Here is a 16,193-nt window from a genome sequence, read left to right as displayed (position 1 = left end):
GTTTATGGAAAGCCCTATCGAACTTGCACCAGACTACTATCTAGAGAACTTCTTTAAGCTGACTCATCACGCAGTAACTTGGTACAGCGATTTACTGACCAAGGAAGAACACGCATGGCTTTGCTCGTTTGATTCTTTGAGCAAACACGCCCAGTGCCTTTTGGTACGTTTATACAGCCGAAAGGGATGTTGGTTTCGAAGTGATAAGCTGAGTTATCAAGAAATACCTTCTATCAATGAAGCGCTGGCGGAATTGAGTCAACATGAGTTTGTAGCCCTTTCCCCACCCCTTTCTCATCAAGAGTTAGCGGCCAATTTACTGACCAAACCAGAAATCTCTGCGCTTTATCCCGAACTGCCGAAATCACTCAAGAAAGACGCCCTTGTCGAACGTTTGAGTAATACGGAATTTGATCGTATAGAGAAGCTTGAGTTTACGATCGTCAAACTCAATTCAGCTCATATGATCGACGTGTTGCTCACTCTGTTTTTTGCCAACACCCATCAAGACTTAAGTCAGTTTGTGCTTGATGACTTAGGTTTGCATCAGTTCGAGCAATATCAATTGAGTAAAGTGCGCCGTTTCTTTGATTCACGTGAGCAAATAGACCGTTTAATTGAACTGAGCCAGTTGGCCAACCTGTACTGGCAATTTGACCGAAAAGACAAAGCCAATCTCGACTTATTAATTGAGGCAATGCCTCAGCCCGTTAAACACCGTTACGTAGATCGTAAACGCGAGCACATGTTGAATGACATAGCACGTGATTACGAACGGCTTAATGATCTAGAGACCGCCCTATCTCTATTTGGCCAAACTCAACTCACACCGAGCCGAGAACGACGCGCACGTATCTATGACAAATTAAACCATGATGATTTATTTGGTGACATTGTCACAGATATGCTTAACTCACCGATCGATGTGTCTGAGCTCGAAGTTGCACAAAAACTTGAGCAACGGTTAAAACGAAAACAAGGCGAGAAAGTGCCAAGAGTGACGAAGCCAACCTGTACGGAATACCGCCTTGAACTGGATTTATCTCAACAGAGAGTCGAACTCGCCAGCAAAGCGTATTTTGAGTCCTTAGGCTGGACTGTATTTTACGCCGAAAATGCACTGCTTAATGCATTACTTGGTCTCACTTTTTGGGATGCGATTTTCGCTCCCATCGAAGGCGCATTCATCAATGCCTATCAACATCGTCCTCTGGATTTGTACCATTCTGATTTTGTTACCAAACGCCAAGCTTTGATAGATGCGACGTTTGATATGTTGGAAACGGGCAATACTTATACGTTGTTAACTAGATACGATGAGAAGTTTGGTATCAGCAATCCATTTGTGCATTGGAGCTTAATAAGTAAAGAGCTACTCGAAATGGCACTCGATACAATCCCAACTAACATGTTGATGGCGCTATTTAAAATACAATTGAGTGACCTAAAGCTTTACCGCAATGGGATGCCTGATCTGATTGCTTTTAAAGGAAACGAGTTCGAATGGATTGAAGTAAAAGGGCCAGGCGATAAACTCCAGGATAACCAATGGCGTTGGATCAAAGAGTTTACTCGCCTTAATGTCCCGTTTGCGGTGTGTTACGTCGCAGCAACTTAACTTACTCTATATAAAGAGCTTGGTGTTTGTTCACTCAAACCGCCCCTCGGTTATCGCCCCTTGCTCTTTTTTCTAAACATTTTTTCGTTTCTTCACGATCGCTTCACGCTTCTTCACACAAAATGCGCTTCTACTCACTAAGTTGATTTGAAGAGGCAAAATAAAATGAACAAAACACTTCTTGCGTTACTTGTTACCTGCTCAGTTTCGGTATCTGCGGCTCCTTATGTAGGTCTGGAATATGGACTAGGCACCACTGACCATGATTTGGAACCTCACTTTTCAACTGACAACGTAACACTCAACCCTGAGCTTGAAGACGGTATTTTCTCAGGCTTTGTCGGTTACGCATTTAATGACAACTGGGCATTGGAACTGGGTTACAGCCAGTTTGACCTTGATGATAGTCGTTCAAAAAACCTAGGTATCAAGTCAATCGATGGCAAAGATTACCATCATGAAATGGATTGGGATGCGTCAATCAAAGCCAAGCAAGTGTCGTTGGCTCCTGTGTTTAACTATGCATTAAATGATAAATGGACAACAAAATTCAAAGCGGGTCTAACGTACACGGAATACAACGCCAAGGTTTCTAAACATCAAGAATACGAACTTGTCACGAACGACGATGTGGAAATGACCAACACGCTTTTCCATAGCGCGGAGAAAAACAACGAGCTAGGCGCAATGTTCTCAGTGGGTGCGGAATACAGAATTTTCCCGCAGCTCACCATAGGTGTAAACGCAAAATATCAACTAGACCGATACGCGAACACTGCATCCTTTAACGTAGGCACAACTTATTACTTCTAATATAAGGAGATGATAATGAAAAGAGTATTGTTAACATCCATGCTTGCCCTACTTTCAAGCTCGGTTTTCGCCGCGTTTAATGGTCCAGAAGTCAGTGCAATCAATACGGTGAAAGAGGCGCGCAACGCAACCGACGACAGCGCTGTAGTGCTAACCGGGCATATTGTTCAATCATTTGGTAACGAGACTTACTTGTTCAAAGACAACACTGGTGAGATCGAAGTAGAGATCGACAACGAAGATTGGATGGGTCAAGAAGTGACACCAAAAGATACCGTAATGATTCGAGGAGAGGTTGATTCAGATTGGACAACTACGCAAATAGACGTTGAGACCATTCAAAAACGTTAAGAAGTTGACTAATACCTCAACACAAATAACACAGCCACATTTTAGTGGCTGTGTTACGCAATAATCATGGAAAACGCTCGTTTAGCTAGTCAAGCAAGGGCAATCTTGCGGTACGACTAATCGTATACTCTTAGGCTGAACATCAAATCTAATGGTTCTCGAATGATAAGGTTCTCCATCTAAATTAAGAGGCAATGGATTCGGAAAATCTATCTCCAACCAGCTTGCTTTAGTGTACTTCACAAACTCTCCTTTCTCACTCGGGTTATTGATCTCGTCGATTACTTTAGGCAGCTCATGAGGTAAAAATGGGCGCACCAATGTTAGATCCATCATCCCATCATTAATCATCGCTTTTGGAGCTAACTCTTGCCCACCTCCAGCAAGGCGCCCATTACAAAACGCACCGAGCAACATTTCTCCCTGATACGCGCCACCTTCAATCTTTATTGTTCCGTCATATGGTTTAAAGCCAAGTGCTTTTATAACACCAGTTAACGTGTAAGCTCCGCCGCCAAGAAAGTTTTTGAGTTCAACAGGCGTTTCTGCTGTAACTTCTGCACCAAACCCTGCTGTTGCCACGTTAATAAAGCAGCGATCGTTCGCTTTGACGCAATCGACCAAAGCGGACTGCCCCTCAACAGCAAGAGATAAAGACGCCTTAATGGAATTAGGTACTTGAATAGCGGTAGCAAAGTCATTGGCGGTACCAAGGGGAATAATGGCTAACTCAGGGCGTTTTTCTTTGTCAATTTGAATAATCGCAGAAGCCGCCTCATTGACGGTCCCATCGCCACCAGCGACAACAATACGTTCAATGCCTTCATCAACCGCTTCTTTAACTAGCCGCGGCATGTCTTGAGATTCCCACGTCACACGCACCTGTACGTCGATGCCTTTTTCTCTCATTTTCATGATTGCATCTCTTAACTCTGGATTCCCAGCTTTTTTTCCGTTAAGGATGGCACGTATTGTCTTTTTCATTGCACTTCCTATTGGTTGATGACTTTTCCTGCTTGCTTAATCTGTGAACGTAACCACTGATGGGCGCTGTCGTTTGTGCGACTAGGATGCCAGATTGTACAAAGCTCATACATTTGTTCATCAAATGGCATTGATAAAGATTTAACATGATAGGTGTTATTGAACAAGTTGATCATCCACTCTGGCATTAAACCAATGTATTCACTACCACAAATAATTGGGAGCATTTCTAGTACGCCTGAGGCTCGATACTTAATCTTTCTCTTATCCAAGTCGACAATGTCATCGGCGTTTAACAAGCTCTTACGACTCTGCCACTGCGAAACCACTACGTGTTCTTCTTCAAAAAATTGTTCAGCCGTAATCTCGTCATTCAGGCGTGGATGCGCTTCGCTACATACCACCACCAAACGCTCCGTAAGTACAGTTTCCAGTTTTAACACCGTTCTTGCTCTTGGTGTGATATCAATGATCAAATCGTATCGTTGTAACCGCAGATCACTTTCAAAATCTTCCGTAAAAAGCGGATGTACTTCTAATGCAACATTTGGCGCCGACACACGGATTTGTTTCATGACTTGAGGTAGCAACTCAAAGCTTGCAACGGACACACAGGCAATAGAAAACACTCTATTCGACACTTTAGGGTCAAACTCACTAGAGGCCGATAATGTCGAAGTGAAATTTTGTACTGAAGCTAGAAGAGCAGGATAAATATCCATCGCAAACGAGGTAGGCTCGACACCTTTAACGCAACGATGAAACAATGGATCATCGTAGATATCACGTAGCCTTGCTAGCGCTTTACTCACCGCAGGCTGGGTGATGTTTAAACGCGCCGCCGCCCGAGACAAGTTACGCTCTTCATAGATGGCAGTGAAAATGGGAATAAGATTAAGGTCGGTCGGTTTCATGCTATTAAATTTTTCAAAAGTCACTTTCTCTATTTTAATCTAACAGCATGATCCTTCACGTAGCCAAGTGCAATAAATGGGCGGTATCGCTTGTTTTAATGAGTTTTAACTCAATTTTGACGCACTTCATTCACCACATAAACTGGCACCATAGTGCAACGTAAAGCTTGACTTAGGCTTTGCCTAGGTAAGGGGTAAGAAACTCGCTGACTTCCTCGCCGCACAAACCCGTTTCTACCTCTATACCTGCTTGTTTTAGAATCTCGATACCTCGACCACTGTTGCGCGGGTCGGGGTCCAATATGGCTACGACGACTTTGCTTATGCCGGATTTGACTAATGTCACCGCGCAAGCTGGCGTGCGACCAACAAACGAACACGGTTCCAGCGTAACGTATGCCGTCACCGATTCTAACGAGCCTTGATACGCATTCAGCGCTTCCACTTCCGCGTGATTGCCACCAATCGCTTGAGTATGACCTTCAGAAACGATTTGATTGTCTTTCACTAACACGCAGCCAACCGGCGGGTTGGGTTGACATTCAGGAAGCGCATTTTTGGACACTTCCAATGCGCGGCGCATAAACTCTTGGCTCATTTGAACTCTATTCTCTAATAAAAACGAGGCGCTATATTAGCGCCCCGTTTTATTCATTGTCATCTCTTCCAATGACTTTGTCCAGTTCTGGTAACGCTCGCGGAATACGGAATTTAAAGCGTTTTTGTTTGGTCTGGACTTTGCGCCACATCGACTTCAGTAAATGAGCGCTATTTTCACCATTTTGCATTCGCGACGCACTTTTTTGCCACGATTCACTCGTATCGGCTTTGGTCATTTCTAGCTCGGCCGTATTTAAACGCAATTGTTTGTACAATATGGTCCTTGCTTCAGACCAACGTTTAGCCTTTAACAAACGGTGGAACGTCAGCCATGCTGGTGTCGGTCTGTTGCGGTAGTAACGTTTAATGGCTACCAATGAAATAATCACAAAACCCAGCAACACAAGCGTGGAAACAATCCATTCAAAGTACGTTCTGATGAAGGACTTCAACGTGTGCTTCGCGGCAAAAGTTTTGCCCTCTAACATCACCGTTTCCACTTGCTGAGTCTTACTGTTCCACCAACGGAACTCATAATCCGGCAGGGTTAATTCACCACCTTGTTGAATCACGTACACGCTCTCTTCTGTGCGTGTTGACTGGTAATCACCACGTGTTTGCGTATCTGTCAAACGGTGGGGTTGAGGATACGCTTGATAACGGGTTGTTGATTCTCCTTTCAACAAGTCTGGTAGCAATACAGATAGTGAATCTTGAGCCGAAATGGTGATTTTACGCGTGATTGCATCCCCAACTTTGAGTGACTCAGTGGAGGTATCCCACTCTTGCTTTACCTCTACATCTGTTGCAGAAAACCAAGGTGTCTCACCACTCAGCAGGCCCGATGGCAATACGGTTTTGAACTTAATCGGCTGGGTGTAAAGTGTGCCTGACACCTTCTCGCCGTCCGGCGCCGACACCTGAACGCCCACTGCGACAGGTGGAATCACAAAATCACCAGAAGCTTGAGGATACAAAGTCACTTCCCAGCGTTGACGCGACCAAGTTTGTCCCTCTTTTTGCTCAGTAAAGTTGGTTGCTAGTTGATTACGCTGTTTGGCGATAACATTGGGTATTTCAATATTGCCAATTCTCGTACCACCCGTAAACCAACGCGGCGTTGCCACTTCGATGGTTAAAATAACTTGCTCATTGACGCTAAAACTTGGTGTTTTCCGCCTCTCTCCAGCCGTTGGTTGTTTACCAACCCACGCTTGTAACTCAACACCATGCTCTCGTTGAACGTCACGAATATCTTGAGCCAACACACTACTGCTCAGGAGGAAACCGAAACAGATAACTAACCACAAGGGTAAAGCAAAGTGCGTAAAACGGTGGCTTTTCATCATTGCACCGCCTCCTCTGTATTTTCGTTCGCAGTAGAGGTTGATTCTCCGGTTTCTATTGAACGCAATTGAATCTGAAACTTCGCATTTAAGAAGTATTTAGGATCCGCTTCGACTCGCTTTAACCATTTGTCGGCTAATTCTTGGCTACCTAAGATGTCGTCTGCACTTAACGTCTCTTTAATCATCAACTCCGCTGACGTTTTTTCATCCGCCCCTTCTGCGGTTTGAGGGTTATCGCCTAGCTCGGTTGATGCTTCTTGCTCCGTTCCTGCCTGACTCTCACTCATCCGGTTGATGTCCTCTACAATACCACCAATCACTTTCAAGTTATGCTCAACATCCGGTCTTAGCCTCTCGCTCAACGTTGGCTTGTTGGCTAGGGATTTTAACAAGTCACGTGCAGCCAAATATTCACGCTGACGCGCCAATGCACTCGCCGCATTATAAAGACCGTAATCTCGAACCTCTTCGGACGGGTCGTTTTGCATTTCCAAAAACGCGCTGTGCGCGAGCTCAAACTCGCTAGCGTAGTAGTACGCCGTGCCTTTGCGTAATGGATCGACAAAGTGTTTTGCAGCTTCTAAATACGCTTGTTGGTTGAACAAACGCTGTCCTTGTTGGTCTGGCGTCAGCCACAAATCCCACCACCATTGCGCCACCTTGTCGAAGGTCGTCACTTTTTGCACAACTTGTGGCTGCTCGGCTTTAACAGAAATGTTCTCCGCCATTGCACTGGTCGGCATCAACAGTGTACCGCTCATCATTACAATCACGCACCACTGCACTAACCACCCTTTTCTAAACCACAGCATCATGATCAACGCGATTGGAAACAGAAGTTGATAACCCATGTCTTTCCAAGGCATTGAAGATTCGCCATTAAGCTGCATATTGCGCTCAACGTATCGGTTCAGTTGCTCGATATCACTATTATCGACAGTCACTTCCACCAATCGACCGTTAGTCTGACTAGCCAGTTTTTGTAGAGAATCCAAATCCATTGGGTTGTTACTCACAATGTCAGCATTCCCTGCCGCAAGAATTAACAGTTGATAAGGTTTGCCCGAGAAATACGCTTGGTATTGCTCAATCGTGGCTGGATTAACGCCATCACTCACCAACAGAACGGTGGAGCCTGGTTGACCTTGCAATTGTTGATCAATTAACGGCAAGGCTTTTTCGGCAAGCTTACCTTGCACGGGCATAATTTCTGGCGTAATGGCCGCCAAAAATGGGTCAAATACTTTGCTGTCTTGAGTTATAGGCATTGCGACATGAGCACTGCCCGCGAACACGACTAAACCCGTTTTTCCGCCTTTTCGCACGGCTAGCAAATCGCGTACTTTCTGTTTGGAACGCTCAAGGCGGCTTGGTGGGAGATCTTTTTGCAGCATCGAGTCGCTGTTATCAAGCACCACAAGCATAGAGGCTTTATCTTCGCCAAAGGGAGAAGGTTCTCGTTGCCACGTTGGGCCTGCACAAATCACAATGGCGATGAACACAATCAGCATCAAGAGCTTAAGCGGCAGTTGCTTACGCCAGCCTCGCTCACCTATCGTCAAAGCATTGCGTAAATGTTCGGGCAGAATATCCTTCCAGCTTGGCTCGCTTTCTTCTCGCCAGCGTAACCACACCAAGAAAAACATGGGGATCAAAGCCAGTAACCACAGTGGTCGAATAAAATGAAACTGCGTAAAGAATTGCGTCCAACTAAGAGAATCAAACATCGCTCTCTCCTAATGATGATCGTGTAACAGCCCTTCTTTTAAGTGTTGCGACGCTGAACGCGAGCAAATGCATGATGACCACTAACGCCATCAAGTAATGGTGAAGGCTTTGTTTTGGGCGGTATGTGGTGCTTTCGTAAAGTTGAGGTTCCAGTTTGCCAATTTCGTCGTAGGCAGCCGATAGTTCATCACGGTTGAGTGCTTCAAACGCTTCACCGCCAGATTCTTTCGCAATGCGATGAATCGTGTCCATATCCAACGCGGTTTCACCTATCGTTTCCGGATCGCCCATCGCAATGACGTGTACTCTCACGCCTTTGGCTTTCGCAACTTTCGCCGCATCAATCGGTTCAACAAAACTGCCCGTGTCGTTACCATCGGTTAATACAATCGCGACTTTTTCACGGTTTTGGTCTTGTTCTAAAGCACTACGCGACTTATCGCTTTGCTCAAAAACTTTAATCGCTAAGCCAATCGCATCACCAAGATGGGTACTCTGCCCTGCCATTGCCACATCGGTTTGGTTAAGCAGTTCGAGCCACACTTTTTGGTCTGCGGTAAATGGCGTTTGCACGAAAGCAGCATCACCAAAAAGCACCAAGCCTAATCGGTCACCTTTACGAGACTGAACAAACTCCGACAGCACTTCTTTTGCCGCATCAAGACGAGAAATTTTTTCGCCTGTACGTGAGGTGAAATCTGGCTCGGCCATGGAGCCCGAAAGATCCACCACCACCATCACATCGCGGCCTAAACTCTCGCGAACTTGAGGCTCGCCTAACACGGTGGGTTTTGCCATCGCACACACCACCAAAAGCCATGAAAGAATTAACGTTGCTCGTTGCCACCAACTCGGGGTCAACTGGCTTGCACCTTCTGATGGCGTCTCGCCAATCGCTTCCACCAGCTGACTAAAAAACGGCACTTTGATCGCCATTTGCTTAGTGCGATATGCAGGCACCAAGTAGTACACCACCAACGGCAAGGGCAAAACCAGAAACCACATTGGGTGAGCAAATTCAAAACCAGACAAACCAGTTATCGATCCAAGAAGATCATTCATGTTGACCTCCCTGATGTGCTTTGCGTTTCAATCGTGGTGATTTCTTTGCCGCGCTTTTTTGAGCATCACCACGGTGTTCACTCACCCAGTTTTTCGCACGAGCAATTAGCATTACACGATCTTCGTTGGTTAGCGTAACGCTTGGGTCAACAATACTTTGTAGCCAGCACTTTGAAAGCTCATCGTTAAAAACCATTTGCGAGTTTGCTTGAGAATCTTCGGTTTGCGGATACAGCGCATCGAGCTTGCGCAGAAAGGCGGTATCAAACAATTTCGCGTTGCGGCTATCAATATGAATCAGCACTACTTTAAGCACCGAGAACAATGCTTTAGGCATATCTTTGTCGCTCGATTTGATTTGCGAAATCGCCATTAGAGCTTCTTTTCGGTAACGATTATGCCACCATTGCCGAGCCAATCGATATACGACATACACCAATGCAATGAGCACAACCGCCGCTAAAATTTTCCAGCCAATAGTTTGCGGGTACCAACTCACGCTGGGTGGTACAGCCACATCATGCAGCTCTCTGAGTATGTAGGTACTCGGAGGCGTAGGAAGATCACTCATTTAACGCCCTCCTACCAGTTTTTGGAATTGTTTAATGTGCTCACCTGTCGTATCGAGTTCGATGTGTGGAAGGTGTTTCATCGCCATAAGTTGAGAGAGTGATTGACGCTGTAAGCTAGTTCGAGCCTCAAGCTTTGCGCTCGCAGCTTCTACCTTTGCTTTGCTGTCTAAGTTGAGTTGATACTGCCCATCACCAACCACCCATTTCGATTTTGCCAAATCGTCTGGTAACGTTTGTTCTAATGGGTCACTAACCATCACTGCGAGAACATCATTGTGCTGTTGCAGCTGTTTAAGGTGATCAAGATGGTGCTCCTCGCAGTCGCTCCAGTCGCTGATAAAAATCAAAGTGGATTGCTTGAGCTTCATGCGTTTAATGAGCTCAATCCATTGACTGAACGTTACTTTTTCGGAGTTGCGGGAGTCCACATTGAGCGATTGATTGGCTTTAGCGAGACGTTTAAGTTGCGCCAGAAGATCGTTTTGCGAACGCTGTGCCTTGCTGTGAAACAACGCCTGCGGGGATGCGATGACAAAACCGACTCGATCGCCATCTTTTAATACTCGCCACCCACACATCGCTGCGATCTCTGCCGCGACAACTGATTTCATTACTTGCGTCGAAGCAAAAAACATTGTGCTTCTCTGGTCGACACACACGATTACGTTGCGATCTTTTTCTTCTGTATAACTGCGTACATGCGGCTTACCCGTACGCATCGTAACTTTCCAATCAAGGTTACGAATATCATCACCTAATTGGTAATGGCGCAGCTCTTCGAAGTTCAATCCACGACCGCGAAACAACGAATTGTGTCGGCCAGAGAGTACGCTACCCGCCTTTAGGTGAGGAAGTAAACTGAATGATTCTGCTTGTGCTTGCAGACGTACTAAACGAGCGTAATCGCAGTACAAACGGGGATCCATCCCTTGTGATTTTGGCGCAAGAGTTGGCTTAGCCATAATGCCTCCCACTTACCCAATTTCTACACAATCTAGCAGCTCTTGTACGACTCGTTGGTGATCGACTCCGTCTGCTAGTGCGTCGTAGGTCAAAGAAAAACGGTGGCCCAATACAGACGGAACCATGGCACGCACATCGTCAGGAGTCACATGGTCACGTCCTTGCATCCACGCATACGCACGAGCGCATTTGTCGAGTGCGATGGAAGCACGAGGACTAGAGCCAATCTCAATCCATTTTGCTAAGTTTGAATCGGCATAAAGCTCTGGCTTACGAGTCGCCATCACTAACGCAACGATGTAGTTTTCCACTAGGTCCGATACCACGATGTTTGGTAACTGACGGCGCGCTTCTAGCACCACGTCTGGCTCGATGTGTTTTGGCGTAATAATTTCGCTGCTGGTTTCCGCACCCAATTCTTCACTGCGCACCAAACGAATGATGTCACGTTCTGCGTCATCTTCTGGATAATCGACGGTAACCTTCATGATAAAGCGGTCCATTTGCGCTTCTGGCAGTGGGTACGTGCCCTCTTGCTCTACTGGGTTTTGCGTTGCAAGCACCATAAATAAGTCTGGCAATACGTGAGTTTTATCGCCTACTGTGATTGTGCCTTCGGCCATGGCTTCAAGCAGTGCCGCTTGTACTTTGGCAGGTGCACGGTTGACCTCATCAGCAAGTACAATGCTGTTAAAAATTGGCCCTGACTGAAAATGGAGTTGCGGCTTACCATCCAGCTCTTGATAAACCTCAGTACCCGTCACGTCAGATGGTAAAAGATCCGGCGTAAACTGGATTCGACCAAAACTGGTGTTTAACAAGTTCGCCAACGATTTTACGGAACGTGTTTTTGCCGTTCCCGGTAAACCTTCTAGCAGAATATGCCCATTTGTTAATAACCCAATGACTAAAGCTCGAACCACGTGGCTTTGTCCAATGACGCTTTTTTCTGTTTGTTCGATGAGTTCTTTTATCGCTTGTTGTGCGTGGTTCATAGGATACCTTTTCAATGGTTTAAGCCGTCTTTTCGATAGTTAAGTATAAGAACAAATGAAATAACTTAAGGTTATATTCACTATGTTATCTTTGCGGTTCTTGAGATTGGAGAAGTTGTGCAAGACCAACCAACATCGGTAACGCATAATCAAAGAACATTTTGATTCCCGAACACAAATAGTTTAGACCACTCTCACCATTCAGCGTTTTGATCAAACGGTTTTTTGGGCACTCACCCCAACAATAAGGCAAGTAAGGGCATTGCTTACAATACGTCGGCAATGAATCGCGTTTTGCCATGCCAAAAGTATATTGTCTTGTAGAGAAGGCCATTTCATTCAGTGAGTGTTCATGAATGTTGGCGAGTTTGTATTCTGGATACACATAGTGGTCGCAACTGAACACGTCGCCATTGTGCTCAATCGCCAACCCTTTGCCACAAAACTCCGCCGTCACGCAAAGCTGAGACGGTTTCCCCATTAGTTGCGCCACCGCGGTTTCAAACAGATTAACCAGCACACGGCCAAGATCGTTATTCACCCACTCTTCAAAGGTCGCCATTAAAAAGCGTCCCCAGTCTTCAGGATCGACTGACCAATCCGTTACAATCGACATTGGATGCCCCGGTTTAGCCAGATCACTGCCTTTGGTTGGGATCATCTGTTCGTTCCAAAACTGCGGCGCGGTTGTTTGGAAGTTGTTGGCTTCTACCACCGGCGCAAACTGAATATAAGTCACACCCAATTCTTGGGTTAAAAATCGATATACTTCGAGCGGGTATTTCGCATTGTGACGATTCACCGTGACCAACGCGTTGAATTTCACGCCATGCGCTTTGAGCTTATCTACCGCTTTCATCACGAGATCAAACGTTGGCTTACCGCTGCGGGTTTTGCGATATTTGTCGTGCAGCTCTCGTGGTCCATCAATCGACAAGCCAACTAGGAAGTTGTGCTCTTTTAAAAACGCACACCACTCATCGTTTAGCAAAATGCCGTTGGTCTGAAGGTCGTTTTCAATGCGAACGCCTTTCGGCTGATATTTCTTTTGCAAAGCTACGACATTGCGGAAATAGTCCAACCCAAGCAGCGTCGGCTCCCCGCCCTGCCATGAGAATACAATTTCTTCGCCATCCTGACTTTCGATATAGCTTTTCACGAACGCTTCCAGTGTTGCGTCGTCCATTTTTGGCTGCTTTTCTTGGTGCAGTAGATTTTCTTTATGCAGATAAAAGCAGTACTGACAATCGATGTTGCACTTTGCTCCGCCTGGCTTTGCCATCACATGGAATCGACGGTCATACGCGCCCAGAACCGGCGCTTTAGACGCCGTTTTAAGAGGAACAATAGGCATAGTAGTAGAATGGCGAGGGGAAATCTTACTCATACGTTTCTCACTATTACATATACCCAAATAACCTCGTGAGCGCTGTACAGCAAAAGTGAAGCTATTTGGGTATATAGCGCTCCAAAAAGCGCTATATAATCTTAATTTACTTAGAAGACTTAGGTACGAACGAACCTGCTTCCATACGAGGCGGGAATTCTTTGAATGTACCCATCACCTCTTTCACTGTATCCATTGCTGGCATCATTAAGAATGAACGCTCGTACATCCAACGAGAATAACCCATGCCTTGATCGCCTCGTTCAAATGGATCAATGCTCAAGTCAAAGATCAGTGGCACACGAAGTTTAGTGAACGGCTTACGCCATACATCCATACCCGTTTCATTCTCTTGAATCATAAAGTGGAACTTGTACTTTCCTTGGCGCAATGCCACAAGATCGCCGTCGTCGCTCCAGTAAACGAACTCATTTCGTGCGGATTTGTCTGACTTACCCGTTAAATATGGCAGTTGGTTGTAACCGTCTAGGTGAACTTTGTAGTCCATATCGCCAACTTTTTTGCCTTTTAGCAGTTCGTCTTTAACTTTGGTATCACCTGCCGCAGCAACTAGTGTCGGGAAAAAGTCCTCTAATGACATCATGCCGTTGAATGTTTTACCTGCCTCAATTTTTCCAGGCCATTTAATCAACATTGGCACACGGAAACTCCCTTCCCAGCCAGTGTTTTTCTCTGAGCGGAACGGTGTCATCCCTGCATCCGGCCACAAATCAACCATAGGGCCGTTGTCAGTGGTGTAAACAATGATTGTATTGTCATCCACACCTAACTCTTTGATCTTGTTAAGTAGCTGACCGATTTGGTCATCGTGCTGCTTAACACCATCCGCGTAGAAACCGGCACCTGTTTTACCTTGGTATTCTTCAGGAACATGTGTGAAGTTGTGCATGCGAGTGGTGTTAAACCAAGTAAAGAACGGCTTGTCCGCTTTTACTTGCTTTTCTATGAAGCTCTCTGCGGCATCAAGAAATTCACCATCAACATTTTCCATACGCTTACGCGTTAGTGGACCGGTATCTTCGATTTTGCCGTCAGCGTAAGAATGGATAACGCCACGAGGGCCAAATTTCTTCTTGAACTCCGGATCTTTAGGGTAATCCACGTTCTCTGGCTCTTCTTCTGCGTTCAAGTGGTATAGGTTGCCGAAGAATTCATCAAAACCGTGGTTGGTAGGAAGATGCTCGTCTCGGTCACCTAAATGGTTCTTACCAAATTGTCCGGTTGCGTAACCCATTTGTTTAAGCACGGTTGCAATCGTCGGATCTTTTTCCGAGATACCTTCCGGAGCGCCTGGTAAGCCCACTTTTGATAGACCTGTACGTTTTGGCATTTGACCAGTGATGAATGCAGAACGGCCTGCTGTCGAGCTTTGCTGTGCGTAGAAGTTAGTGAACTTCGCACCTTCTTTAGCAATGCTATCGATGTTTGGCGTGTTGTACGCCATCATGCCTTGGTTATAGGTACTAAGGTTCCAGTAACCAACATCATCACCAAAGATGACAAGAATGTTGGGTTTGTCCGCTGCATGTGCAACTGCAGATGCAGCGCCCAAAGCTAACGTACATGCGTTAAGTACGAGTTTTTTACTGCTCGTTTTGGTCGCATTTTTCATATTATCTCCAAGAGTTCGCTAGTGCGTAAAAAATGGTATTCGCTTTTCAATACCATTGTTGATATAAGATAAAGCACTAATTTCAGGCGATAAATGCAGTCAAAATTAGTTAACCTATAAATTAAATTTATGAGTAACGTTATGGACTTGAATTTGATCCAAACTTTTCTTGTTGTCGCGGAGTTCCAATCTTATACAAAAGCCGCGGAACAATTGGGGCTTACGCAACCTGCTGTGAGCGCTGCAATAAAGCGTTTAGAGCAAGTCGTAGATAAGCAATTATTTGTGAAAAAAGGACGGGGAATTACGCTGACATCCGCGGCGTATCAACTATTGCCTCAGTTTGAGCAAGCGGTGAGTATTATTGATAATGCTATCACGGAGAAGAAGCACTTTGAGGTGTGCTGTTCAGAGATTCTGCTGCACATTATGAGCCCGATAAAAAATGCCATTTTTTACGAGTCACCTCCCGAAAAATACATCTTGTTTGAGCTTTTAAGACAACAAAAAGTAGATCTTGTAATTGATACAGTGGTCACAAAAGATGCGGCGTTTGTTATGGAGGAGGCGTACGAAGAAAAGGCCGTCATTATTTGTCGAGAGCAACACCCTCGAATCCAAGGCACTTTGAGCAAAGAACAATTTTATGATGAAACTCACTGTTTGTTTTCAGGCAAATGGAACAACATGTCGGGTTTTGAGCAACTCGCTCAAGAAACCATTTTGGAAAGAAAAGTGGATCTCGTCACATCTTCGCTTGCTGGTATGGCGTTGTACGTCGCACAACGCGATTGTTTAGGTCTAGTGTCTCAATCTTTTGCGAACAAGTGGAGCAAAGCGCTCAAGCTTCAAATTTTGCCCTGCCCCATTTCGATACGCTCTATCCCTTACAAGTTCGTCTACCATAAGCGAGAGGTAAACAACCCAGCCCACATCGCTCTACGTGAAAAAATCAAAGCCAACTTAACGGCAGCCCACTACGAACCAATTTGTTTATAACTCTTGTCAATTGAAGCGTTAGGCGTTTTCGTCATCAAGCTTTCTACAAACCTGAATAGATAGAATTTTACAGATAAAAAAGAGGCTCACGTTAATGAGCCTCTTTCTATATGTGTGTGCCGTCCTAAATAAGGTTGACACTTTCCACCCCCCAAAATTGGAGAGTGTTATGAAATCAACAACTAAAAGAACTCAGCGCGATTACTCCCTCGCTTTTAAACTCAC

The 16,193-nt window shown here is 45.4% G+C and carries 15 protein-coding genes; 4 read left to right on the top strand and 11 right to left on the bottom strand.

Annotated elements, in window-relative coordinates:
• Nucleotides 1–4 precede the first annotated feature (4 nt).
• The 3 genes from R8269_RS02700 (at nt 5) to R8269_RS02690 (ending at nt 2,782) form a co-directional block, all read left to right on the top strand.
• Entirely contained in the window at nt 5–1,618 is a 1,614-nt protein-coding gene (locus R8269_RS02700) for a VRR-NUC domain-containing protein (RefSeq protein ID WP_005376537.1), read from the top strand.
• Between the two features lie 165 nt (nt 1,619–1,783).
• Nucleotides 1,784–2,431 carry an AcfA family outer membrane beta-barrel protein gene (locus R8269_RS02695; RefSeq protein ID WP_005376538.1) on the top strand — a complete coding sequence of 216 codons (648 nt, stop codon included), beginning with the start codon at nt 1,784–1,786 and terminating at the stop codon, nt 2,429–2,431.
• A 15-nt stretch (nt 2,432–2,446) separates the two neighbouring features.
• Nucleotides 2,447–2,782: a YgiW/YdeI family stress tolerance OB fold protein gene (locus tag R8269_RS02690; RefSeq protein ID WP_005376539.1), complete on the top strand. Its 336-nt coding sequence runs from the start codon at nt 2,447–2,449 to the stop codon at nt 2,780–2,782.
• 81 nt (nt 2,783–2,863) lie between these two features.
• Here the strand turns inward: R8269_RS02690 and yegS are convergent, their stop codons facing one another.
• The 11 genes from yegS to R8269_RS02635 form a co-directional block, all read right to left on the bottom strand.
• The gene (yegS, locus tag R8269_RS02685; protein ID WP_005376540.1) at nt 2,864–3,766 is read right to left on the bottom strand and encodes a lipid kinase YegS; all 903 of its coding nucleotides are present in this window, start codon (nt 3,764–3,766) and stop codon (nt 2,864–2,866) included.
• Nucleotides 3,767–3,774: 8 nt separating this feature from the next.
• Entirely contained in the window at nt 3,775–4,680 is a 906-nt protein-coding gene (locus R8269_RS02680; RefSeq protein ID WP_258477033.1) for a LysR family transcriptional regulator, read from the bottom strand.
• A 172-nt stretch (nt 4,681–4,852) separates the two neighbouring features.
• Entirely contained in the window at nt 4,853–5,278 is a 426-nt protein-coding gene (locus R8269_RS02675; protein WP_005376542.1) for a bifunctional diaminohydroxyphosphoribosylaminopyrimidine deaminase/5-amino-6-(5-phosphoribosylamino)uracil reductase RibD, read from the bottom strand.
• Between the two features lie 49 nt (nt 5,279–5,327).
• Complete coding sequence (locus tag R8269_RS02670; RefSeq protein ID WP_318222447.1) at nt 5,328–6,629, bottom strand: BatD family protein; 1,302 nt, start codon at nt 6,627–6,629, stop codon at nt 5,328–5,330.
• Nucleotides 6,626–8,356 carry a vWA domain-containing protein gene (locus R8269_RS02665; RefSeq protein ID WP_033906483.1) on the bottom strand — a complete coding sequence of 577 codons (1,731 nt, stop codon included), beginning with the start codon at nt 8,354–8,356 and terminating at the stop codon, nt 6,626–6,628. The genes R8269_RS02670 and R8269_RS02665 overlap by 4 nt, the downstream gene beginning before the upstream one ends.
• Complete coding sequence (locus tag R8269_RS02660) at nt 8,349–9,419, bottom strand: vWA domain-containing protein (protein ID WP_258477035.1); 1,071 nt, start codon at nt 9,417–9,419, stop codon at nt 8,349–8,351. Before R8269_RS02660 ends, R8269_RS02665 begins: the two co-directional genes overlap by 8 nt.
• Nucleotides 9,412–9,990 (bottom strand): DUF4381 domain-containing protein, encoded by a 579-nt coding sequence (locus R8269_RS02655; protein ID WP_054574631.1) that lies wholly within the window; start codon nt 9,988–9,990, stop codon nt 9,412–9,414. Before R8269_RS02655 ends, R8269_RS02660 begins: the two co-directional genes overlap by 8 nt.
• Complete coding sequence (locus tag R8269_RS02650; RefSeq protein WP_047101409.1) at nt 9,991–10,953, bottom strand: DUF58 domain-containing protein; 963 nt, start codon at nt 10,951–10,953, stop codon at nt 9,991–9,993.
• 12 nt (nt 10,954–10,965) lie between these two features.
• Nucleotides 10,966–11,949, bottom strand: coding sequence for an AAA family ATPase (locus tag R8269_RS02645; protein ID WP_258477037.1), 984 nt, complete (start codon nt 11,947–11,949; stop codon nt 10,966–10,968).
• Nucleotides 11,950–12,034: 85 nt separating this feature from the next.
• Nucleotides 12,035–13,336, bottom strand: coding sequence for an anaerobic sulfatase maturase (locus R8269_RS02640; RefSeq protein WP_318222446.1), 1,302 nt, complete (start codon nt 13,334–13,336; stop codon nt 12,035–12,037).
• 106 nt (nt 13,337–13,442) lie between these two features.
• Entirely contained in the window at nt 13,443–14,969 is a 1,527-nt protein-coding gene (locus R8269_RS02635) for an arylsulfatase (RefSeq protein ID WP_017635363.1), read from the bottom strand.
• Nucleotides 14,970–15,110: 141 nt separating this feature from the next.
• Here R8269_RS02635 and R8269_RS02630 point away from each other — a divergent pair, with 141 nt between their 5' ends.
• The gene (locus R8269_RS02630) at nt 15,111–15,968 is read left to right on the top strand and encodes a LysR family transcriptional regulator (protein ID WP_258643872.1); all 858 of its coding nucleotides are present in this window, start codon (nt 15,111–15,113) and stop codon (nt 15,966–15,968) included.
• Nucleotides 15,969–16,193 lie beyond the last annotated feature (225 nt).

The sequence above is a fragment of the Vibrio sp. Vb0667 genome, from assembly GCF_033391095.1.
Note: the sequence above shows the minus strand (reverse complement) of the source record. Positions and strands in the feature narration are given on the sequence as shown.